The organism is Streptomyces sp. NBRC 110028 (assembly GCF_001417735.1).
Classification (GTDB): domain Bacteria; phylum Actinomycetota; class Actinomycetes; order Streptomycetales; family Streptomycetaceae; genus Streptomyces.
Genome location: NZ_BBUZ01000027.1, coordinates 170,453 through 191,620, shown reverse-complemented (window position 1 = coordinate 191,620; position 21,168 = coordinate 170,453). Strand labels below are relative to the sequence as shown.

At 72.7% G+C, this 21,168-nt stretch carries 16 protein-coding genes and 1 pseudogene; 7 read left to right on the top strand and 10 right to left on the bottom strand.

Annotated features, from left to right (window positions below; all coding sequences use genetic code 11):
* Nucleotides 1–210 precede the first annotated feature (210 nt).
* The 8 genes and pseudogenes from ASC60_RS18015 to ASC60_RS44095 all read right to left on the bottom strand — a co-directional run.
* The gene (locus ASC60_RS18015) at nucleotides 211–1,932 is read right to left on the bottom strand and encodes a glycosyltransferase family 39 protein (RefSeq protein WP_055552099.1); all 1,722 of its coding nucleotides are present in this window, start codon (nucleotides 1,930–1,932) and stop codon (nucleotides 211–213) included.
* Between the two features lie 265 nt (nucleotides 1,933–2,197).
* Entirely contained in the window at nucleotides 2,198–2,989 is a 792-nt protein-coding gene (locus ASC60_RS18010; RefSeq protein WP_055552097.1) for a CAP domain-containing protein, read from the bottom strand.
* 405 nt (nucleotides 2,990–3,394) lie between these two features.
* Nucleotides 3,395–4,156, bottom strand: a complete 762-nt coding sequence (locus ASC60_RS18005) for a GNAT family N-acetyltransferase (protein WP_055552095.1) — start codon at nucleotides 4,154–4,156, stop codon at nucleotides 3,395–3,397.
* A 401-nt stretch (nucleotides 4,157–4,557) separates the two neighbouring features.
* Nucleotides 4,558–6,852 carry an ATP-binding domain-containing protein gene (locus ASC60_RS18000; protein ID WP_234356999.1) on the bottom strand — a complete coding sequence of 765 codons (2,295 nt, stop codon included), beginning with the start codon at nucleotides 6,850–6,852 and terminating at the stop codon, nucleotides 4,558–4,560.
* 404 nt (nucleotides 6,853–7,256) lie between these two features.
* A complete protein-coding gene (locus ASC60_RS17995) occupies nucleotides 7,257–7,724 on the bottom strand; it encodes a hypothetical protein (protein WP_055552091.1) in 468 nt (155 codons plus the stop codon).
* Between the two features lie 21 nt (nucleotides 7,725–7,745).
* Nucleotides 7,746–8,129 (bottom strand): hypothetical protein, encoded by a 384-nt coding sequence (locus tag ASC60_RS17990; protein ID WP_055552089.1) that lies wholly within the window; start codon nucleotides 8,127–8,129, stop codon nucleotides 7,746–7,748.
* A gap of 73 nt (nucleotides 8,130–8,202) precedes the next feature.
* Nucleotides 8,203–8,946 (bottom strand): RHS repeat domain-containing protein, encoded by a 744-nt coding sequence (locus tag ASC60_RS42960; protein ID WP_055552087.1) that lies wholly within the window; start codon nucleotides 8,944–8,946, stop codon nucleotides 8,203–8,205.
* 73 nt (nucleotides 8,947–9,019) lie between these two features.
* A pseudogene (locus ASC60_RS44095) lies at nucleotides 9,020–9,208 on the bottom strand (DUF6531 domain-containing protein); the annotation flags it as partial.
* Between the two features lie 126 nt (nucleotides 9,209–9,334).
* On the opposite strand from ASC60_RS44095, the gene ASC60_RS41700 reads away from it, so the two are divergent.
* Entirely contained in the window at nucleotides 9,335–9,619 is a 285-nt protein-coding gene (locus ASC60_RS41700; RefSeq protein ID WP_159043282.1) for a hypothetical protein, read from the top strand.
* Between the two features lie 12 nt (nucleotides 9,620–9,631).
* Here ASC60_RS41700 and ASC60_RS17975 read toward each other — a convergent pair whose 3' ends face one another.
* Nucleotides 9,632–12,412, bottom strand: coding sequence for an AAA family ATPase (locus tag ASC60_RS17975; RefSeq protein WP_055552083.1), 2,781 nt, complete (start codon nucleotides 12,410–12,412; stop codon nucleotides 9,632–9,634).
* Nucleotides 12,413–12,484: 72 nt separating this feature from the next.
* Here ASC60_RS17975 and ASC60_RS17970 point away from each other — a divergent pair, with 72 nt between their 5' ends.
* Both ASC60_RS17970 and ASC60_RS17965 read left to right on the top strand, forming a co-directional pair.
* On the top strand, nucleotides 12,485–13,381 hold the full coding sequence (locus ASC60_RS17970; protein WP_055552081.1) for an MBL fold metallo-hydrolase: 897 nt from the start codon (nucleotides 12,485–12,487) through the stop codon (nucleotides 13,379–13,381).
* A complete protein-coding gene (locus tag ASC60_RS17965) occupies nucleotides 13,372–14,508 on the top strand; it encodes a carboxylesterase/lipase family protein (protein WP_055552079.1) in 1,137 nt (378 codons plus the stop codon). Before ASC60_RS17970 ends, ASC60_RS17965 begins: the two co-directional genes overlap by 10 nt.
* Before the next feature lie 54 nt (nucleotides 14,509–14,562).
* Here ASC60_RS17965 and ASC60_RS17960 read toward each other — a convergent pair whose 3' ends face one another.
* Entirely contained in the window at nucleotides 14,563–15,192 is a 630-nt protein-coding gene (locus tag ASC60_RS17960; protein ID WP_055552077.1) for a GPP34 family phosphoprotein, read from the bottom strand.
* A gap of 221 nt (nucleotides 15,193–15,413) precedes the next feature.
* Here ASC60_RS17960 and ASC60_RS17955 point away from each other — a divergent pair, with 221 nt between their 5' ends.
* From ASC60_RS17955 to ASC60_RS17940, 4 genes are all read left to right on the top strand, one after another.
* Entirely contained in the window at nucleotides 15,414–16,940 is a 1,527-nt protein-coding gene (locus ASC60_RS17955; RefSeq protein ID WP_055552076.1) for an alpha/beta hydrolase, read from the top strand.
* Between the two features lie 152 nt (nucleotides 16,941–17,092).
* Complete coding sequence (locus tag ASC60_RS17950; RefSeq protein ID WP_055552073.1) at nucleotides 17,093–17,956, top strand: SAM-dependent methyltransferase; 864 nt, start codon at nucleotides 17,093–17,095, stop codon at nucleotides 17,954–17,956.
* 105 nt (nucleotides 17,957–18,061) lie between these two features.
* A complete protein-coding gene (locus ASC60_RS17945; RefSeq protein ID WP_055552072.1) occupies nucleotides 18,062–18,418 on the top strand; it encodes a hypothetical protein in 357 nt (118 codons plus the stop codon).
* A gap of 179 nt (nucleotides 18,419–18,597) precedes the next feature.
* The gene (locus tag ASC60_RS17940) at nucleotides 18,598–21,168 is read left to right on the top strand and encodes a SpoIIE family protein phosphatase (RefSeq protein WP_234356998.1); all 2,571 of its coding nucleotides are present in this window, start codon (nucleotides 18,598–18,600) and stop codon (nucleotides 21,166–21,168) included.

The following is a 21,168-nucleotide window of genomic DNA, read 5'->3' as shown; positions in this document are numbered from 1 at the left end:
GGGCATGTGCCCGTAGGGCCCGGCGTTGCCCGTGCTGCCAGGGCCTTCAGGTGGTCTCGGATACGACATGGGCACCCCTCCTCGGTGTCGGCGACCGGTGAGCGGGCGCAGACCAGCGGAGGAGAGTGATCTCCCACGGCACACGCCCCCGCACGTGCAGAGGTGAACCCTACCGATCATGGCCGGAAACAGATCAACCGGCCCCGGTCCTCAGGTCCGCCGGTAGACGGTGATGGAGTGGCCGACCTCGTCGACCGGCCGGCTGTGCTCGATCAGCGACGCCAGCCGCCCCCGCGCCCCGGCGGCCGAGGAGTCCGAGACCACGAGCAGCCCGCGCACCCGGCCCGGTGACACCCGGCGCGGGTCGCGGGCGTGGATGCCGTACGCGGACGGCACGCCGCTGCCCTTGTAGACCAGCCACACCCGCTCGTCCCGGTAGCGCTCCCGGAGCCGGTCGGCCAGCCGCCCCAGATCCTGCCCCCAGTCGACGTTCGAGTCGTGCAGATACACATGGGTCCTGGCCGGGCCGCCGAACGCCTCATTGGCGTACGGCAGGTAGTACGGGGACGTCCGCAGCGAGCTGACCGCCACGCACACCACCAGCGCCGCCGTCACGCCGAACGCCCCTCGCCACCGCAGCGTGACCACCCCGGCCGCGGCGACCGCCAGGAACATGGGCAGGAAGAGCGCGTACCGCACGCCGAGGTCACGGGCTCCGTTCATGGCCACGGCCAGCAGCACGCCCGCGGGCACCAGGACGTACGGGGCGGCGGGCCGCAGCCGGGGCGCCGCCACCATCGCGACGGCACCGGCCGCCCACAGCGCGAGCATCCCCAGCGGCGTCTTCACCAGCAGCGCGAGGGGCAGGTAGTACCAGAGCGAGCCGTGGTACTGGCGGCCGAACAGGAAGCCGCGCCACAGCTGGTTCTCGAAGCCGAACTGGACGCGCATCCCGTCGCGGAACGGCTCGGGGACCGGCAACAGGTCGACGGCGAGCCCGCGCAGCCCATGGACGGCCGGCACATCGCCGGGCGTGGTCCAGCGCAACCGTGGGTCCACGGCGAGATACGCGGCCCACACCACGGCGAGCGCGACCAGGACCATGCCCATCGCGCCCGCCACCCCCAGCGCCAGGACGCGCGGCGTACCGCGCCGTCCGGTGCCGGGTGCGCCGCGGCGGGCGTACGCGTACGACAGCACCGCCAGGAGCGTCAGCACCGGGACCGCGGGCAGCGCGCTCATCTTGGTGGCCACGGCCGCGCCGAGCGCCACCCCGGCGGGTGGCAGGTGACGTAAGGGGCGGCGGCGCGCCCGCCACAGCAGCCACACCGAGGTCAGCAGGAAGCCGCACATCGGTACGTCGAGCGTGGCGAGCGACCCGTGCGCGATGACATCGGGCGAGAAGGCGTACAGGGCGAGCGCCACCACCGCGCCCACGGGGCCGGTCAGATCCCTTGCGAACGCGAAGACGACCAGCCCGAAGAGAAGTGTCAGCACGATCACCGGAAGCCGCGCCCACAGCATCACCTGCCAGGGGTCGTTGCCCGACTCGTACAGCAGACGCCGTCCCAGGGCCCCCTGGTCCCCGGTGAACCCGGGGACCAGGCGGGCGTGGGCGAAGAGCAGCCCGGTGGCGATGACCAGCTTGCCCAGGGGCGGGTGTTCGGGGTTGAACCGCAGGCTGTGTTCCTGCAGGTAGGTCTTGGCCACGCCGACGTACACCGGTTCGTCGATGGTCGGCGTCTGCTCCACGGCCGCGGTCACCATCGCGACGGCCATCTGCGCGAGCAGCACGGCCACGACGACCACGACGGCCACGGCCATGCGGCGCCGCCGCCACGGCTCTTGGGCCCGCGGCTCCGTGGCCCGCGCCACCGGACGCACGGCCACGACCGCCCGGGTCACCCTGTCGAGGACACCTGCCACGTCCATGGCACCCGACCATAATGGTGCGCATCCGCGAACGGGCCCGGGAACGCGAACTCGGCGCGAACCGCAAGAAGGCGAGCGGGGACGAGAGGGGGCGGGCGGGCGCTAGTGCCGCGTCAGCCAAGGTTCGCCCCGCTCGCCGCCCTGGCACGGCCATCTGCGGCGTTGCCGAATCAGCCGAGTAGGCCCACTACGAGGCCGATCCGGCGCCTTGCAGCTGACCGCACCAGGACGCCTCGCTACCGGGCAAACCCTGACTGACGCGGCACTAGCGAGCGGCGCCGAAGTCCTGCGTCCAGTAGTTGCCGGGCCGGGCGAGGCCGACGCCGATCTCCTTGAAGTCGCAGTTCAGGATGTTCGCCCGGTGGCCGGAGCTGTTCATCCAGCCCTCCATCACGCTCTTGGCCGAGCTGTAGCCGTAGGCGACGTTCTCACCGTAGGTGCTCCACGAGTAGCCCGCGCGCTCGATCCGGTCGCCCGGCGACGACCCGTCGGAGCCGGTGTGCGACATGTTGCGGTGCCCGGCCATGTCCTCGCTGTGGACCTCGGCGGCCTTGGTGAGCTTCGCGTTCACCTTCAGCGGCGAGCACCCCACTTTGGCGCGCTCGCTGTTGACCAGGTCCACGACCTGGCCCTGGGCGCTGGAGGCCGCGGACGACGGGGAGGCGGCGGCCTTGGTGGCGGCCGTGGTGGCCGGGGCCTTGGACCTCACCGCCGCCGGAGCGGTGGCGGACAGGGTGGTGGCGGGGGCGGCGGTCGCGCGGGCTCTCGGCGTGGCGGAGGCCGACCGCGACGCCCGCCCCTCCTTCGCCCGCTTCGTCTCCTTCGACCGCTTCGGCGACGCCGATTTCTCCGCGTGGTGGCTCTTCTTCTCGTGCCACCGCTTTCCCTGCTCCTGCCCCGCGGACGCGGTGGTCTCCACACCACTGGCCTTGGTGGCCTTGTCGTCCGGCCCGTTCAGACACGCTATCGCGACGGACGGCACACCCACGGCGGCCACCGCGACGGCGGCGACGGCTGTCTTCCGGCGGTGCGTCTTGGCGGTCCGGTGCTTGCTCATGCGTGTCCCTCACTCGGTAGTCACGGCACGCCCTCCCCCATGTACGGCCGACTCTGTACGCAGCGATGCCAGGACTGCCGAGGCGCGGTGTGGGCCGTCATTGTGAGGGCCGCGCCGAAACCACTGCAACAAACGTTCGCTACTACCGGGGGTCGTAGCGCGACCGGCGCTTGCGAAGGAACACCTGGGTGTGCTGCGCCGCTCCTGTGAAGGAGATGTGACGGTGCCCTGCCGCCGGAATCCCTGGTGGACTTGTGGCCGGACAGGACACCGGACCCGTGGCGAACCCGGATACGACATGTCGGCAAGAGGCGAAAAGTCTCCGATGTCGCCGAGCGGGTATCTACTATTGCGCCCCGTTCGTTCCGCGGGCCGGTGTGACGGTTGTCATGAGGTGTGCCGCGATCAGTCGGATGTGATCCGGGCGGCCACGCAGGGGTCCTCGTTGCGGTAGCCGAGGCGGGTGTAGAGCCGTTCGGCGGGGACGTTGTCGGCGAGCTGCCACAGTGTGCAGAAACCGTGACGGCGCACCGCGTACCGGGTCAGCCACGACGTCAGCGCCGCGCCCAGCCCCTGACCGCGCTGGGCGGCGTCCGTCGCGACGGACGCCATCAGCGGGGCGCCGCTGTCCCGCAGGCTGCTCAGGGCGCCACAGGCCACCATCCGGCCCTCGTCATCACGGATCGCACACCACAGGCTCACATGCGCGGAGCCAGGTCCGGTGGAGTAAGCGGGGCTGTGTTCCCCGAGGAAGGCGAGCAGTTCGTCGTGGTGGCTCTCGTCGAGGATGACCACGCGATCCTCGCCACGCTGCACGGGCGGTTCCTCCACCGTCCAGCGGAACGCCCACTCGACGACGGCGTCCACCGGCAGATGGCGGGCGACCAGGGCGTCGGTGCCGCGCGGCCCGGTGAACTCCCGCACCTCCTCGGGACGGCGCTGCGCGGCGCGCAGGACGAGCCCGGCGGCGGCCTCCGCGCCGCCGACGGTCCACACGTGGCCACGGCTGTCGTCGAGCCATGCCGCGGCGCCCTCGCCCGACCAGCTGAAACGGCCGGCCGGTCGCTGCCGGGCCGCGCCGAAACGCAGGAGCGCGGCACCGGGTCGCAACTCCAGGCCCTGGTCGAACAGGTCCGTGGTCCGGGGAGGAAGAGTCGTTGCCAGCATCTCTGCTCTCAGGAAGGACGTAGTGGAGGGGACGACGACAGCCCGGACACGTGCGGGCGCGACCGGAGACTGTCCTGCTGAGGTAGGGGGAGCCCATCGGCGGCTGCGCGCGCGGGCGCGCCCGGCCGAGCGGGGCGGTCCACTGTCGCACACGGCTCCCGGCCCGGGGCAAATCGGCGGTGCCGCTCACCAGGGGTTCGTCCGGCAGCCGTGGCAGTGTCGCCCGGCGTTCAGCACGCCGACGCCGTGCGTCCCCCTGCCCGGGGCGAGGTCAACGGCCCGCGGGGCGCGGGCGATCCGGCCGGGGCCCGGCAGGCGGCGCGGCGCGCACCGCCGTGTCTCCACGCCCCCGCGCCGGGCCCCGGCGCCCCGCACCGCGGCCCGGCTCACCGCGGCCCGGCTCACCGCTCCGGCGACGCGACGGCGGCGTCCTGCTGTTCGGACAGCCCGGCCAGACTCTCCGGCACCGTCCCGGTGTGCACCACGCCCAGCCGCTGGGTCGCCCGGGTCAGCGCCACGTACAGGTCGCTGGTCCCGAACTCCGCCGGTTCGGCCACGATCACCGTGTCGAACTCCAGCCCCTTGGCCTGCCGCGGGGTGAGCAGCACCACCGGGCTGGTCAGGTCCGGGGAGCGGCCCGCGGACGCGTCCGGCAGCGCGGCCGCCAGGGCGTCGTGGTGGGCGGGCTGGGCGATCACCGCGAGGCGGCCTTCCGTCCCCGACTCCCCCGCCACGGCGGCGGCCACCGCGCCCGGCAGGTCGGCGGTGTGCCGCGCCCACGGGCGTACGCCGGTGGCGCGGACCGAACGCGGCGGTTCGAAGCCGGGGTCCGCGGTACGGGCCACCTCCGCCGCGACCGCCATGATCTCGGCCGGGGTGCGGTAGTTGACGCCGAGCCGGGTGTGTTCCCAGCGGTCCCCGACGTACGGGGCGAGGATCGAGGACCAGGAGCCGCAGCCGCCCGGCTCCGCGGTCTGCGCGGGGTCGCCGACCAGCGTCATGGAACGGGTTGGGGAGCGGCGCATCAGCAGCCGCCACGCCATCGGGGACAGCTCCTGGGCCTCGTCGACGATGATGTGACCGAAGGCCCAGGTGCGGTCGGCGGCGGCGCGTTCGGCGGCGCTGCGGTGGTCGGCCTCCTCGTTGCGGTCCGCCAGGCGTTCGGCGTCGATGAGGTCGTGAGCGGCCAGCACCTCCGAGTCGTCGTCCTCGCGGTCCTCGAACTCCTGGGTACGCGAGCCGTAGGAGAGGTCGAGCACGCCCTGCGCGTACTCGACGCGCTCCAGCCGGGCGCCCTCGGCGGCGGCGCGGGCCGCCGAGTCGTCCTCGCCGAGCAGTTCGGCGGCCTCGTCCAGCAGCGGCACGTCCGCCGGGGTCCACTCCCCGCCGGTACGCCGGATCGCGGCGGCGTCGGCGTCGGAGACGTGGACCGGGTCGCTGAGGAAGTCCGCGACGAGCTGCTCGGGGCGGAGTGCGGGCCACAGCTCGTCGATGGCGGCGTGCACCTCGGGGCTGGCCGCGATCGCCTTGCCGAGCTGGGCGATGTCGTCCGGGCCGAGGAGGTTGGGGCCGCCGTACGGATCCGCTCCGATCCGCTCGGTCAGCTGCGCGGTCAGCGCGTCGATGACCAGGAACGCGAAGTGCGGGCGGGCCAGGTTGTGCGGCAGCCGGGTCTCCCGCGCCCGGGCCCGCGCCGCGGAGACGATGTCCGCGTCCAGGACCAGGTCACCGTCGTCGTGGTCGATCACGATCTCCGGGTCGGGCAACGCCTGCCGGTCCTGTACGAAACGGGCCAGGGCGTCCGCCATCGTGGCGCGGCCCTTGGCCTCGGCAGCCTCCGGGGTGTCGGTGCCGGTGGCCGTGACCCCGGGGAACAGCTCGCCGAGCGTGGCGAGCAGCACACCGGTCTCACCGAGCGCGGGCAGCACCTCGCCGATGTAGCCGAGGAACGCCGGGTTGGGCCCCAGGACCAGCACCGCGCGGCGGGCCAGCAGTTCGCGCCGCGCGTACAGCAGATAGGCGGCGCGGTGCAGCGCGACCACGGTCTTCCCGGTGCCGGGGCCGCCCTCCACGACCAGGACACCGTGGTGCGGGGCGCGGATGATCCGGTCCTGCTCGGCCTGGATGGTCTGCACGATGTCGTGCATCCGGCCGGTACGGGCCGAGTCGAGCGCGGCGAGCAGCACGGCGTCCGCGTCGCTGTTCTCGTGCCCGGTCCGCACGGTGTCGGACAGGTCCAGGATCTCGTCGTGCAGGGCGGTGACCCGCCCGCGCTCGGTGGTGATGTGCCGCCGGCGGCGCAGCCCCATCGGGGTGTGCCCGGTCGCCAGGTAGAACGGGCGCGCCACGTCGGCCCGCCAGTCGATGACCAGCGGGGTGCGTTCCGCGTCGTCGCGCCGGATGCCGATGCGCCCGATGTGGTGGTCGCGGCCGTCGCGGAACGCCAGCCGCCCGAAGCACAGCCCCCTCTCCCCCGCGTCGAACGCGGCGAGCAGCCCGGACCGCTCGGCCACCAGCACATCGCGCTCCAGCCGCGCCTGGAAGTTCCGCCCCTCCATCGACAAGGCGTCACTCACCGCCTCCTCGGCCCCGGCCCGCAGTTCGGCGAGACGCGCATGGAGCAGGTCGATGAATTCCTGCTCCTGACGCAATTCAGCGTTTGACAATTCAACTCCCGCTGGATATGATGACGTCATCGAGTTTCCATGTGCCTCGATTGCGCGCAGGCACACAAATCCCCAATATACGCAGGGGAACTCCCCGGGCTCAAGGCAGCCGGGGGTTTTTCTTTTCTCCCCCGCTTCGGGGTTCAGCGGGATCAGGACGACGCCGCACGCGACGGCCCAGACCACCCGCACGATCAGCGACCACGCCTCGCCCCGCCAGCACCTGAATCACATTGCTCAACGTGATCATCACGGCGGACCAGACCCGGGCGGTGGCGGACGCGGCCGATCTCACCGCCGACCCGGGTCCGGGCGTTCTCCGCCTGGCCGACTGGCACGCTGCGCGGTGGCCTGGGCATCGCGGGCGCGGTCGATGCCTACGTGCTCTGTGCGACATCGACGTCCACACCGGACTCACCGCCGCTCGAGCGTGTTCAGGACGTGATCCGGTCCAGCACATAGTCGTAGTAGAGGGGATATCCGTCCTCGTCCGTGGGGTATTCGTAGCTGCTGTCATTGGCGAGGATGATGTCGAGGTCCGGCACAGCGTCGAAGCCCATGTCGTTCTCTTCCACTTGGTGCCCGCGCTCGCCGAGTTGCCGTTGAAGCTCCTCATGTGACGTCCGGAAGACGTCCAAGCCGTCGAGCATGACCCGTACGTCGGCACCCTCGTTCTGGAAGCGCCGCACCTCGATTTCGCCGAGATTGTCGCCTTCGCTGAAAATGAGCGCGAAATCGAGCTCCGATTCCTCATGCACGACGACGAACTTTCCGGGCGGCCGCTCATCGGGCGAGCTGAGCTCGACGCTGCCCCACTCCCGGGCCAGGGCCATCGCCTCGTCGAAAGACATGCCGATCCGGAAGGACGCGACACCGACGTGCGGCAACAGTTCGATTTCCACCTTCACTCCTTCGACGTCAGGTCACTTGAGCGGAGCAGCGGCATCGATCGACCAGCCGTGGTTTGCGAGCATGTCCTGAAGCTCCTTGTTGTCCTTCAGGGTGGCCACCATATCCTCGATGTGCTTGTCGTACTTGCCGGGAAATTGGAGCTTGATGTCGTCGATACCCATTTTCATGGCTTCGGTGAGCTTCCCCTGAGCGATCAGGTCCCGCTGCCACATCTGCCATGCCTGTGCTTCGCGGCTGAAACCGGAACTGCGCAGCTTTTCATGCTCCGCCTTCTCCATCCGGATGGCCGGGCCGTGTCTGACTTCTTGATACTTGTGCTTTATACCCGCCCGGTAGAAGCCCGGGTCGGTGATATCCTTCCACGCCGCCTTGGGCGGTATGTGGTTGATCTCCATCTTGACGGGATAGCGCGGACTGCCGTGGCTGTCTTTCGGGTTGGAAGGCTGAAGCCCGCCGTACCACCCGCCGTCATCCGTACACCCCTTGGTAGTTGTAGTGGAGGCCGGTTTCCGGGTCGTCGTACTGGCCCGGGAACCGTAACGGGGTGTACGCGACGGCGTCGCGGCTCCAGGATGTCGCGCCCCACAAGGTGGACCGCCCGAGCCAGGCGATCTCGCCGGACTCGTCGACCAGCTCCGTGGGAGCGCCGATGAGGTCGGTGACGATGGCGAAGAAGCGGCTGTCCACCTCGGACTGGGCGGAATCGGGGTCCAGTCGGCGTTCGAGCTGGGCCAGCGGCCGGTAGCCCTCGTAGTCCCAGGTGAGGGTGAGGCCGGTGGCCGGGTCCGTCTGCTCCGCGAGAACGCTGCCGTCCCAGCAGAAGTGGACGGCGTACTGGTACGTGTAGCCGTTGCGGTCGGTCCGCAAGGTCACGCGTCCCGCGTCATCGTAGGTGAACCGCAGCGGCGCGCCGGAGGAGTTGGTGATCGCGTCAAGGTTGCGGCGGTCGTCGTAGCCGAAAGATGTGAACCGGACGGGCCCGTCGGGGGTGTGCAGGGCGAGTGCGGTGACCCGGCGCGCGTCCTCGTCGGTGGTCACCAGGACGCGGTACCCGGCCTCGTGGAGGGCCGTGGTGGGCAGACCGTCCTGGTCGCGGCTGATCTGGATGGCGTTGCCGTTGCGGTCCTCGATCTCGCGGAGCCAGTACAGCTCGCTCGAATGGTAGGCGTTGCCGGTGAAGCGCCGGGCCAGGCCGGAGCGCGGGTCGCTCACCGCGTAGGTGACGTCGCCCAGCGCCGTCCGGCCGACCCTCGTCGCGTGGCAGGCCCGGGTAGAGGAGGAGCGAACCGTCCTCGCGGGCCCACACGGCTCCCTCGGGGATCACCTCCAGCCGCTCGTCGAGCGTCGAGGCCCAGCTCGCGCCGAAGCAATGCCCGTAGCGGTAGCCGAATCTGTGCGTGCGGCGCAGGATGAGCGGCAGTACGCCGGGGAGGGAGAGGTCCGTCTGGGACATCACCACCTCCCCGCTGGCCATGTCGACCGGGTCGGTCGCGCACCGCCGTTTGTTCAGCGGGACGCCCTTGCCTCGCGGGTCTTCCTTGGCTTCTCGCAGCGAGTTGGGTTTGAGGTGGGAGGCGCCGCCCTTGCCCCGCTTGGGGGCTTGCCGGCCGTCGTCGTTGCGCCCCTTCTTGCCGGAGGTCGCGCCGATGTCGATGTCGATGTGCTTGTTGTCGGTGGAGATCTGCTTGACGGCCTTGGGCAGCTTGGTGCTGACGTGGTCGCCCATGGTCTTGAGCGCCTTCTCCAGGACGTCCATGGCCTTGTCCGCGACCGGGTCGATGGCCTCCGCGATGCTGTCACGCCCACGCGTGCGACGGTGATGCGATTTCGCCTTGCTCAGCTTTCCGGCGGTCTTGGTGTGGAAGTTGACGCTCAGGCCACGTAGGCGCGGCGAGGTCTACGACTGACCGGATGCCTCGAGGACGTCGCGGAGTTGGGAGCGGGCCGTGACGCCGAGTTTGGGGAAGCTGCGGTAGAGGTGGGAGCCCACGGTCCGGGGGGAGAGGAAGAGACGTTCGCCGATCTGGCGGTTGCTCAGGCCCTTCGCGGCGAGGCGGATGATGTGCTGCTGCTGGGGCGTGAGGGAGGTGAGGGCGTCCGGGGCGGTGGGGACCGCGTCGACGCCGGCGGCGCGGAGTTCGGCTTGGGCGCGCTCGGTCCACGGGTGGGCGCCGAGACGGCGGAATGTCTCCAGGGCGGTGTGGAGGAGGGGGCGGGCGTCGGTGATGCGGTGGGCGCGGCGCAGCCATTCCGCGTGGTCCAGGAGAATCTGGGCGCGTTCGAAGGGCCATTGGCGGCCCGCCGGGTCGGCCAGCGCCGAGGCGAAGCGCGCTTCCGCCCGGGCCGGGTCGAGCAGGGCGTGGGCGCGGTGGATCAGCGCGCGCATCCGGGGCGAGGGGTCGGCGAGCCGCCTCTCGGTGCGTTCGACGATGGCGGCGGCCTCCGCGTGGTGGCCGGTGCGTACGGCCGCGGCGGCGAGTTCGGCGATTCCGGCGTGGGAGCACGCGTAGTGCACGGGGTCGCCGTCGGCGGTGAACAGCAGGCGGAACTGTTCGTACGCGGTGCTCTGGTCGCCCTCGGCGACGGCGGCCATGCCCAGCGCCCAGCGGGCGCGGACGGCGACCGCGCGGCTGCGGTGCGGGTCGACCAGGGACAGGGCGGCCGACGCGGCCGTACGAGCCTCGGCGGTCCGCCCGGTCAGGGCCAGCGGGGCGGCCTCGAGGGACCGTACGGCGGCCTCGAGGTGGGGCAGCCCGGCGACGGAGGGGGCGGTGCTCGTGGCGGCGAGCCGGGCCTGTGCCCAGAGCCCGTGGTCCAGGTACGCCCACCCCGCCGTGCAGCCGAGACCGGTGGGCAGGGCGCCGCGCAGCCGCCAGCGGTCGAGGGCGTCGTCGAAGATCCGTACCGCGAGGGCCGTCTCGTCGAGCAGCCACGCCATCGCGCCGAGCGAGTTGAGCAACGCCGGGTCGCCGTCCGCCCGCTCCACCAGCGCGGGGAGCGCCGCGACCCGTTCGGAGCGGGCTTGCGTGGGGTCGGTCACGGTGAGCGTCCAGGGATCGCCCTGTGCCCGCGCCCGTACGGACAGCCGGTGCTCCTCGTCGCCGGAGTAGAAACCGGCCACGGACGCCAGGACGATGGCCGTCCGGCGCAGCCGGGGGTCATCCGCCGCCCGCGTCAGCAGCGTCAGCGCGGTGTCGTGCTCGGCGCTCAGCGTGAGCACCTGCCCCACTCGCAGCGACGCCTCGGCCACCAGCGCCGGGTCGTCGGTGAGGGCGCGGGCCCGTGCGGCGAGTTCGCGCACCCAGTGGGGCTGACCGGTGGCGACGGCCTCGCGGGCGGCCGCCACCAGGCGCCGGGCGCGGCTCAGCGGTGCGGGGCTCAGCTCGGCGGCGCGTTCCAGCGCGGTGACGGCGGCGGTGTATCCGCCGCGTTCCCGGGCCCGGCCCGCGGACTCCTCCAGCGCGGCGGCGATCTCCTCGTCCGGGCCCTCCGCGGCGGCGGCCAGATGCCAGGCGCGGCGGTCGGGTTCGCCGGTGAGCGACGCGGCGAGTTCGCGGTGCGCCCGGCGCCGGGCGGCCAGCGGTACGGAGTGGTAGATCGCGGACCGGATCAGCGGATGCCGGAAGCGGGCCCGCGCGCTGTCGCCGCCGCCGGTGATACGGAGCAGTCCGGCGGCCTCGGCCGGCGCCAGCGCCTCGATCCGGTCCGCCACCGCTCGTTCGTCCGCGGCGACCAGGAGCAGGGCGTGGCGGGTGTCGGCCGGCAGGGCGTCGAGGTCGGCGGCGTAGAGCCGCATCAGGCGGTCGGTGGGCGGCAGGAGGTCTTCGGCGGTGGGGTCCGGGGCCTGCGGGTCGTAGGCCCGGGCCAGTTCGACCAGGGCCAGCGGATTTCCGGCGGCCTGGTCGAGGATGCGCATCCGGCGGCTGCCGGTGGGCGGATACGGCTGCCGGTCCAGCAACCGCGCCGCGGCGGAGGCGTCCAGCGGGCCCAGCGTGAGCGTGGGAAACCCGGAGAAGGCCGACGGGACCGGCGCGCCCGCCGTGTCCCTGGCCCCCGCGAGTACGGCGAGGGGTTCGCCGTCGATGCGCCGGGCGGCGAACGCCAGCGCCTCCAGCGAGCCGGCGTCGATCCACGGCAGATCGTCGACCAGCACGAGCAGGGGCGAGCGCTGGGCCAGATCGGACAACAGGGCGAGCAGCGCGACCCCGAGCAGCAGGCGGTCGGGAGGGCTGGTGCCCGCGCGATCGGAGTCCGGGAGGGGGTCGGTGGCGTGGGGGTCGGTGGCTCCGGGGCCGTTCGTCGCAGGGCCGGCTCCCCCGCCGCCGGTGGCCCCGCGCTCGTCGGCTCCGGTGCCGACGCCCGCGCCCCCACCGCCGGTGGACCCGCCGTCCGGGGCCTCGGCGCCGATGGCGCCGAGGAGGGCCGCGCGCTGGTGGGCGGGCAGGCGGGCGGTGTCGTCGAGGATCGGGCGGAGCAGCTGGTGCAGGCCCGCGAACGGCAGGTTCGCCTCGCTCTCGCTGCCCGTCATCCGCAGCACCCGCCCCCGGCCCCGGTGCTGGTCGGCCGCCAGGGCGAGCAGGGTGCTCTTGCCCGCGCCCGGTTCTCCCGTCACGATCAGCACGCCGCTCGTCACGCCGAGCACGGCCGCGCGCTCGCTCTCCCTCCCGACCATGGTCATCACTCGACTGTATCCTCCGGTGCAGTCATGTGACGGATACCGCCCGCCCCGGGCGAGGAGCAGGCTGGACACATGGACACCATGACGCTTGGCGACATCGAGATCACCCGCGTGGTCGAACTGTCCCCGAGGGGCCTCCCCCGCGACATCATCTTTCCCGACGTGCCCATGGAGCACTGGCGGGCGCACGAGAGCTGGCTGGCACCGGAGTTCCTGGACTTGGCCGCCGACGAGGTGCGCACGATGATCCAGACCTGGGTGCTGCGCAGCGAGGGCCGGACCATCCTCATCGACACCGGCATCGGCAACGGCCGCGAGCGGCCGCACATGCCGCTCTTCCACCAGCTGAACACCAATTTCCTCGGCGAGCTGGCCGCGGCGGGGGTGCGGCCGGAGGATGTCGACACGGTGATCTGCACGCATGTGCACGGGGACCACGTCGGCTGGAACACCACGCTGGTGGACGGCGAGTGGCGGCCGACCTTCCCCAACGCGCGGTATGTGATCTCACGGGCCGACTTCGACTACTGGAACCCGGAGAACGGCCACAACACCCGCTCGGGCGTGCGCATGGCGAACGTGTTCGAGGACAGCGTGGCCCCGGTGCACCAGGCGGGGCAGATCGTGCTGTGGGAGGGCGAGCACTACGACATCGACGCCCGGTTGCGCCTCGAACCCGCCCCCGGTCACACGCCCGGCTCCGCCGTCGTGACGCTGCGGTCGGGCACGGACCGGGCGCTGTTCGCGGGCGACCTGCTGCACAGCCCGCTCCAGCTCGCCGAGCCCGACGACTGCCCGTGCTTCGACGAGGACGAGGACCGGGCCCGGATCGCCCGGCGCCGCCTGCTGGAGTCGGCGGCGGACGAGGGCGCCCTGCTGTTCCCCGCGCACTTCCCCGGCGCGGGCGCGGCCGAAGTACGGCGCGACGGCGACCGCTTCGCGGTGAAGGAGTGGGCGGCATGGCGGTGAAGGTCTTCCGTAACATCCCGTACGCCGCCGCCCCGACCGGCGCGGCGCGGTTCGCGGCGCCGACTCCGGTGGACGGCGTACGCGGGCTCGACGGCCCCGGGCCGACCGCCCCGGCCCCGGTACGGCGCTTCCCGCTGGACCTGAGCCCGATCACGGGTCCGGGCTGGGTGCGCGGCGACGACTATCTGACGGTCAACGTCTGGGCTCCCGAGGAGCGGGAAAACGGCGGCGACGCGCCGGTGATGGTGTTCGTGCACGGCGGCGGCTTCCTGACCGGCACCGGCCGGGCGCCGTTGTTCGACGGGGCCTCCTTCGCCCGCGACGGCGTCGTCCTGGTCACGCTCAACTACCGGCTCGGCGCCCCCGGCTGGCTCGATCTGCCGGACGCGCCGCGCAACCGCGGCCTGCTGGATGTGATCGCCGCGCTGCGGTGGGTGCGCGAGCACATCGCGGAGTTCGGCGGCGACCCGGACCGGGTCACGGTGTTCGGGCAGTCGGCGGGCGGGATGATCGTCAGCGCGCTGCTGGTGACGCCCGAGGCGTCGGGACTGTTCCGGCGCGCCATCAGCCAGAGCGGCGGACTGCACACGGTGAGCGGCGCGCAGGCGGCGGAGACGACCCGGGAGCTGGCCGGCCGGCTGGGCGTGCCGGCGACGGTGGCGGGGTTCGCGGAGGTCCCCGACGAACGGCTGGTGTCCGCGGTGGGCGAACTGCCCACCCCAGGGGCGCGGCTCACCCCGTTCGGGGTGGTGCTCGACGACGTACCCGAGGCGTCCCCGGTGGACCTGATGGTGGGCACGAACACCCAGGAGTCACTGCTCTATCAGCAGCCACAGCTCAGTGCGGCCATCGACGCGATGTTCCACGACGCGAGCGAACGGCTGGCGTCGCTGCACGGCAAGGCGTTCCGTTACGAGTTCGACTGGCGGGACGGCCCGTTCGGCGCCTGCCACACCGCGGAGCTGCCGTTCGTGTTCGACAACACCGGCCTGCCCGCCCTCCGTACGCCTGAGGGGCTGCTCGGGCCGGACGTCCCGCCGTCGCTCGCCGCGGAGATGCACGGCGCGTGGGTGCGCTTCGCCACGACCGGGGATCCGGGCTGGTCGGGCACGCACCGGTTCGGTTAGCGGCCGCGGTGTTTCAGCCGCGGTGTTTCAGCCGCGGGGGTCCGGTAGCCGCGTTCAGTAGCCGCGGCGGACGTTGTCCACGGCCGCCGCGTCGCGCCGCCGGTCCCGCCGCTGCCGTTCGGCCGCCAGTTCCGCGAGCGCGTCGTCGAGGGCGGTGAGCACGCGCGCCACCGCGTCGTCGGACACCTTCGGGGCTTCCCCGGTCCCCTCGCCGTCCTGATCGCGGATGCCGATGGCCTCCGTGAGGGCGGCCAGGACGGGCTCGTCCGACCGGCGGCGGTTCGCCGCGTGGTGGCGGGCGTCGGTGTCGACCAGTGCCAGTTCGCGGGTCCAGAACACCTTCCAGTGGCGGTTGCGCTGCCAGATGAGCTGCCCGTCCGCCTCCAGCGCGGACAGATAGACCGCGGACAGATCGCGGCCCCTGCGCCACAGCCAGTCGCCGATGGACTCGTACGGCGCCTCCCGGACGAGCGCCGCGGCGGCCTGACGCAGCAGTGGGTCCTCGGGCGCGCCCGCAGGCCCCGGCACGATGTGCTCGCCGGAGCCGTCCAGCCCGGCTTCCCCCGCGGCCAGGAGGTCGATCAGCTCGGCTCCGGCGAGCGCGAGTGACAGATCGCCCCGCTCCACCAGGCGGCTGGGCTCCGCGTCCATGGTGACGATCAACAGGTCCCGCGCTGTGGTCATGAAAGGGCTCCCTGTCAGGACGACCGTTACGACCAGTGTCCTCCGGCGTTCGTACGGATGCATCCTCCCAGGTCGGGGCTTGGCTTTCCGTATCCGGGCGATCGAGACCGTGGTCATCCGCAGGGAGCAGGGGGGAGGACCGCGCCATCCGGTTCTCCCCCGTCTTTGCGGGGTGCGCGCTCCATGGTGACCGGGGTGCGGTGAGCGGGAGCCTGCTCACCATGCGTTCTCCTACCCTGCGCACCGCCGTCATCGGCGCGCTCGCCACCGCGGTCGCCTTCGCCGGGCAACTCGCCACCCCCCGGGCCGCCTCCGCCGACACCGATACCGACCCCCTGCGCCCGTTCACCACCCAGCGTCCGCACTGGGCGTCATGTCATCACCCGGGGCTGGACCGGGCCGGGGCCCGCTGCGCCACCCTCCGGGTGCCGCTGGACTACCGGAAACCGGGCGGGCGCACCCTGACCCTCGGCTTCTCCCGTATCAAGGCCGCCGACACGGCGCACCGCATCGGCCTGATGATGCACAACTCCGGTGGCCCCGGCGGCGCTTCGCTCGACATGCCACTGCTCGACGCGCCCGCCATGGGCAAGGATCTGGCCGCGCGGTACGACCTGATCGGCATGGATCCGCGCGGAGTCGGCCGCAGCAGCCCGCTGCGCTGCGGCACCTCCGGGCACTGGCTGCGCTCCGCCGGGTACGACGCGGCGGGGTTCCGGGCCCAGGCGCGGTACGAGGCCCACCTGGTGCGCGGCTGCCAGGGCGCGTACGGCAAGGGCCTGGCGTATCTGCGCCACTTCACGACCCGGAACACCGCCCGCGACATGGATGTGCTGCGCGCCGTGCTGGGTGAGCCGCGGACGTCGTATTTCGGCGTCTCGTACGGCACCTACCTGGGCGCGGTGTACGCGAAGATGTTCCCGGGCCGCACCGACCGGCTGCTGCTGGACAGCGCGCTGGACCCGGCGCGCTACCACGTACGCGCGTTCCGCGACGCGGCCGCGCCCAACGAGGAGCTGCTGGACACCTGGGCGGCGTGGACGTCCCGCCGGAGCGGCACCTACGGCCTGGGCGACACGCCCGCGCGGGTGCGGGCGACGGTGGAGCGCATCGCCCGGCAGGCCGCCCGCACACCCCTGCGGGTGGGCCGCTACACGGCCGACGGCCAGCAGGTGCCGCTGGTGCTGACCGCGCTGCTGGTCGACGACCGACGGTTCGCCGACGCCGCGAAGAACATCCGGCTGCTGCACGACGCGGCCGCCGGGCGTGCCGTGGAGCCCACCGAGCCGCTGGCGTCGGCGCTCGGTACGCCTGACGAAGTGTCGGACGTACAGAACTCGCTCCAACTGGCCCTGTTGTGCGGGGACGCGGCGGCGCCGCGCGACCTGTCCTGGTACCGGCGCAATGTCGAGCGCAGCCGGGTCGAAGCACCGCTGTACGGGCCGATGTTCAACGGGGTGAGCCCGTGTGCGTTCTGGCCGAACGCACCGGTGGAGCCGCCGGTACGGAGCGGGAACGCCGCGCCCGGTCTGATCGTCCAGTCCACCGGCGATCCGCGCACCAGCTACGCAGGCGGGCAGGGGCTGCACCGGCGGATGCCGCACTCCCGTCTGATCACCCTTCGGGCCCGGGTGCACGGGGTGTACGGCAGGTATCCGAACCGCTGTGTGTACGGGCAGGTCAACGACTATCTGCGGACCGGGAAACTGCCCGCGCGGGACACGGTCTGCCGCAAGGATGGTGGGTGAGCCGGTGTCCGACCGCCCCCGTCAACGGCCGTTCCGTCGCGCGCGGTTACCCGGACCCGCGGGTAACCGGCCGCGCCGGGGGGCCTACGATCCCCGGCAGGAACGCACCGCGATCGCCACGGATCGCGCCCGGAGACGGAGGAGTACGCCACGTGACCGCGCAAGGGGTAGCACCCCAGACCGGGAGTGGGCCGGAGCCCCCCAACACCCCGCTCAACCAGGGACGACCGCACAGCGCCCGGATGTACGACTACTTCCTGGGCGGCAAGGACAACTACGTCGCCGACCGGCAGGCCGCCGCCAAGGTGCTCACCCTGTGGCCGGGCGTCATGGTCGCGGCGCGCACCAACCGCGCGTTCATGCAGCGCGCGGTCCGGTACCTCGCCGCCGAACAGGGCATCCGCCAGTACCTCGACATCGGCACGGGCATTCCCACCCGGCCCAATCTGCACGAGGTCGTCCAGTCGGTGGCCCCGGAGTGCCGGGTGGTGTACGCCGACAACGACCCGATCGTGCTGGCCCATGCGCAGACGCTGCTCACCAGCCGTCCCGAGGGGCGCACGGCGTACGTCGACGCGAATGTCGCCGACCCCGATACGATCCTCTCCTCCCCGGGCGTCACGGAGGTGCTGGATATGTCCCGGCCCGTGGCGCTGAGCCTGTGCGCGCTGCTGCACTTCGTGCCGGACGCGTGGGAGCCGCACAGGATCGTGCGGAAGCTGGTCGACGCGCTCGCGCCCGGTTCGTATCTCGTCCTCAGCCACATCACCCCGGACTTCGATCCCGAGGCCACCCAGCGCACCGTGCAGATCTACCACAACGGGGGCATCGAGGGGAAAATCCGCACCAGGGACGAGGTGGAGCGGTTCTTCACCGGTCTGGAGCTGGTCGAGCCCGGCCTCGTGGTGCCGCATCGCTGGCGCACCGACCTGGCCACCGGGGACCCGGGGGTGGAGACCGGCGATGTGACCGACGAAGAGGTGTCCTTCTGGGCGGGTGTCGCCCGTAAGCCGTAGAGCGTCCTCGGCGGCCGGTTCCGCGTTCCTGGCCCGTGGCCCGTCTCGTGAGGGGATTTACGCCAAGTCACTGTGCGTGCCCTTCCGGTTCGCTACTGTGACGGCATGAGCGCCAGGAACGTGGACCCCGCCGACGAGTGGCCGCTGCCTCCGCCCTGGATGTGGGGATGCGGCAAGTGCACCGAGCTGTACCGGGCGATGAAGCAGGCTCCCAAGCTGGTGGACGCCGCGCTGGAGGAGCTGGGGCCGGGGGTGGACTGCGATCCCCACGACTCCATCGTGTCGACCCAGATCCGGCTGGCCCGGCACATCGCCACCCGCCATGTCTCGGAGCTGCCCGAGGCCGACGAGGAGTGCGAGCGGTGCGTCTCGGACGCGTCCGGCAAGCTTCCGGCCGTGCTCGCCCTGGAGCACCGCGCCCGCCATCTCTTCGCCCCGCCCGGCATCGTCGGCATGCTCTAGGGGGCGTCCTGCCCGCCCTGCGGCTTTCCTGAGCTGTGACATTCTGGTGAGTGGGTGCCCTGTCACTCCTGGGCGGCGCGGTCCGGCCTCGCCGGATATGGCACCCCGCCCCCGCCGCCTGTGTTCCGGGGACCTCCACCTGCCCGTACCCGCGGCACGGAGGGGAGGCGGACGGGAACATGCCCCATAACGCCGGTGCGGTGTCGCCGGCGCCGGAACCCACCGGGAGGGAGCGGGTCCTGGCGTTCGCCGGGGTGTCGCTGGCGGCCGTCTATGTGCTGGGCGAGGGGAGCGACGGCCTGCGGCTGGTCGAGACCGCGAAGGCGGCCGGCGCCACCACGGCTGCGCATGCGCTGCCCGAGCACTACGCGCTGTCCGACCGCTCGCCCGCCGCCGACGCCCTGTGCACCGGTCGCCCCCTGTGGCTGGACTCCGCGGCGCTCACCGCGTACCAGCGGGACGGGTCGGCGGCGCGGTGGCCCGGTGCGTCGCTGGGCGCGCTGCCGCTGGGGACCGAGGGCAGCCGGCTGGGGTGTCTGCTCATCGTGGGCAGCGCCACGGACGGCTTCGAGGCGGAGCAGCGGGCCCTGCTGCTGCGGTACGCCGACGCGATCACCACCCGGCTCCGGGGGGCCGGTGCGGCCCGTCCCACGGCCCCCACCGGGGCGGCCACGCTGCTGGGCCCCGCACTGCGGAGCCTGCGCGTCGGCTCGTTCGTCCTGCTGCCCGGCACCGGCCTGATCGAGGCGGACGCGACCCTGCTCGACCTGGTCGGTATCGCCCCGGACGACTTCGACGGCACGGTGGACACACTGCTCGCGCACACCGTGCCGGAGGATCTGCCCGCGCTGCTGTCGATCGTCGAGCCGTCCGCGCAGGTGGCCGGGGACCGCGAGCTGGAGTTCCGGATCCGCCGTTCGACCGGCGAAGTGCGCTGGCTCCGGCTGAGCTGCCGGGTGGGGACCGACGCGGCGGGGCGGCCGGAGCGCGTGGTGGGCGTGGTCACCAGCGCCGCCGCGCTGCGCCCCTGCGCCGACGACGTGTCCAGGGTGCAGTGGCTGACGACCGCGCTCGACGACGCCATGACGGTGCGGGACGTGAGCCGGGTGGTGGTCGCCGCCCTGGGCGAGCCGCTGGGCGCGGACCGGGTGGCGCTCGCCGAGCTGCAGGCGGACCGGCTGGTGGTGGTGGGGCTCGATCCGCCGCAGGCCGACGCGTGGCCGGAGCTGTGGCGTGCGGAGTGGCATTCCGAGTGGCCCGACACATCCCTGCACGCCCTGCCGAGCCTGCGGGCCGCGCTGCGGGAGGGCCGTCCTCGGCTGTGGCCGGCGGGTGCGGCACTGGAGCCGGGGCTCGCGGGCATCGGCCCGGGCGGGCTGGCCGTGCTGCCGCTCCCGGCCCATGGGCAGGTGGCGGGGGTGTGCCTGATCGGCTGGGACGCCCCGCATCCGTTCGGCCCCGAGGAGCGGTCGCTGCTCACCGCGACCGCGGGGCTGGTCGGCCAGACCCTGATGCGGGCGCACACCTACGACGCCGAGCAGGAGCTGGCCACGATGCTCCAGCGCTCGCTGCTGCCGCGCAGCCTGCCGAAGCTGCCCGGCGGAGTGGCCGTGGCCCGCTATCTGCCCGCGACGCGGGGACTCCAGGTGGGTGGCGACTGGTACGACGTCATCGCGCTCTCCGAGAGCCGGGTGGCGCTGGTCATCGGCGATGTGCAGGGGCACAGCGCCGCCGCCGCGACGATCATGGGGCAGATGCGGACGGCGGTCCGCGCGTACGCCGTGGAGGGGCATCCGCCGGATGTGGTGGTCTCCCACGCCAACCGGCTGCTGGTGGGCATGGAGGCGGATCTGTTCGCCACCGTCGCCTATGTCGAGCTGGACATGGAGGAGGGCAACGCCTGGTTCGTCCGGGCCGGGCATCTGGCTCCGCTGGTGCGCCGCCCGGACGGCACCACCGAGGAGGTGGTGGTCGAGGGCGGGCTGCCGCTGGGGGTGCTCGCGGACGCGGAGTTCCCCATGACGGCGGAGCCGCTGGCCCCGGGCACGGTCCTCGCGCTGTTCACGGACGGTCTGGTCGAGTCCTCGACGCTGCACCTGGACGAGGGGATGCGCCGGATGCGCGGCGCGCTGGCCGCCGCGTCCACGGATGTCGGCCGGATGGCGGACGCGCTGCTCGCCGTGGCCGACCGGCGGGACGACGACGTGGCGCTGCTGCTCCTGCGGTACGACGGCATGCGGGTCCGGCCCATCCGGGCCGGGTGGCTGGTGTGGCGGCTGCCCGACGCGGTGATGCACGCCCGCCGCTTCACCGCGCGCACGCTGCGCTCGTGGGACCTGACGGACCAGGCCGATGTGACGCTGCTGGTCGTCTCCGAACTGGTCACCAACGCGCTGATGCACACGCACGGCGCGGTCCGCCTCGACCTCACGTACGCCGTGGACCGGCTGCGGGTCGCGGTGACCGACTCCTCCCCGCGGGCGCCCGCCAAGCCGGTGGTCACGGACTGGGAGGCGACCGGTGGCCGGGGGCTGCTGCTGGTCGAGGCGATGTCGGCGTCCTGGGGCTCGGTGCCGGTCGGCGGCGGCAAGCAGGTGTGGAGCGAGATCGTCGTACCCCGCCGCGAGCCCGGGGACGCTGAACCCGGTGAAACCCAGCCCGGTGAAGCCCAACCCGGTGAAGCCCAGCCCGGTGAGTCCGAATCCGGCAACACCGAACCCGGGCCCCGCGTCCGGCAAGGGGGTGCGTGA

What these genes read in the sequence shown, in the direction of transcription:
- ASC60_RS18005 (WP_055552095.1), bottom strand. Translation starts at nt 4,156, where the DNA reads ATGCTGGCAACGACTCTTCCTCCCCGGACCACGGACCTGTTCGACCAG.
- ASC60_RS17975 (WP_055552083.1), bottom strand. Translation starts at nt 12,412, where the DNA reads ATGACCATGGTCGGGAGGGAGAGCGAGCGCGCGGCCGTGCTCGGCGTG.
- ASC60_RS17940 (WP_234356998.1), top strand. Translation starts at nt 18,598, where the DNA reads ATGCCCCATAACGCCGGTGCGGTGTCGCCGGCGCCGGAACCCACCGGG.
- ASC60_RS17955 (WP_055552076.1), top strand. Translation starts at nt 15,414, where the DNA reads ATGCGTTCTCCTACCCTGCGCACCGCCGTCATCGGCGCGCTCGCCACC.
- ASC60_RS17990 (WP_055552089.1), bottom strand. Translation starts at nt 8,129, where the DNA reads ATGGAGATCAACCACATACCGCCCAAGGCGGCGTGGAAGGATATCACC.
- ASC60_RS17970 (WP_055552081.1), top strand. Translation starts at nt 12,485, where the DNA reads ATGGACACCATGACGCTTGGCGACATCGAGATCACCCGCGTGGTCGAA.
- ASC60_RS18000 (WP_234356999.1), bottom strand. Translation starts at nt 6,852, where the DNA reads ATGACGTCATCATATCCAGCGGGAGTTGAATTGTCAAACGCTGAATTG.
- ASC60_RS18010 (WP_055552097.1), bottom strand. Translation starts at nt 2,989, where the DNA reads ATGAGCAAGCACCGGACCGCCAAGACGCACCGCCGGAAGACAGCCGTC.
- ASC60_RS17945 (WP_055552072.1), top strand. Translation starts at nt 18,062, where the DNA reads ATGAGCGCCAGGAACGTGGACCCCGCCGACGAGTGGCCGCTGCCTCCG.
- ASC60_RS17960 (WP_055552077.1), bottom strand. Translation starts at nt 15,192, where the DNA reads ATGACCACAGCGCGGGACCTGTTGATCGTCACCATGGACGCGGAGCCC.
- ASC60_RS18015 (WP_055552099.1), bottom strand. Translation starts at nt 1,932, where the DNA reads ATGGACGTGGCAGGTGTCCTCGACAGGGTGACCCGGGCGGTCGTGGCC.
- ASC60_RS17965 (WP_055552079.1), top strand. Translation starts at nt 13,372, where the DNA reads ATGGCGGTGAAGGTCTTCCGTAACATCCCGTACGCCGCCGCCCCGACC.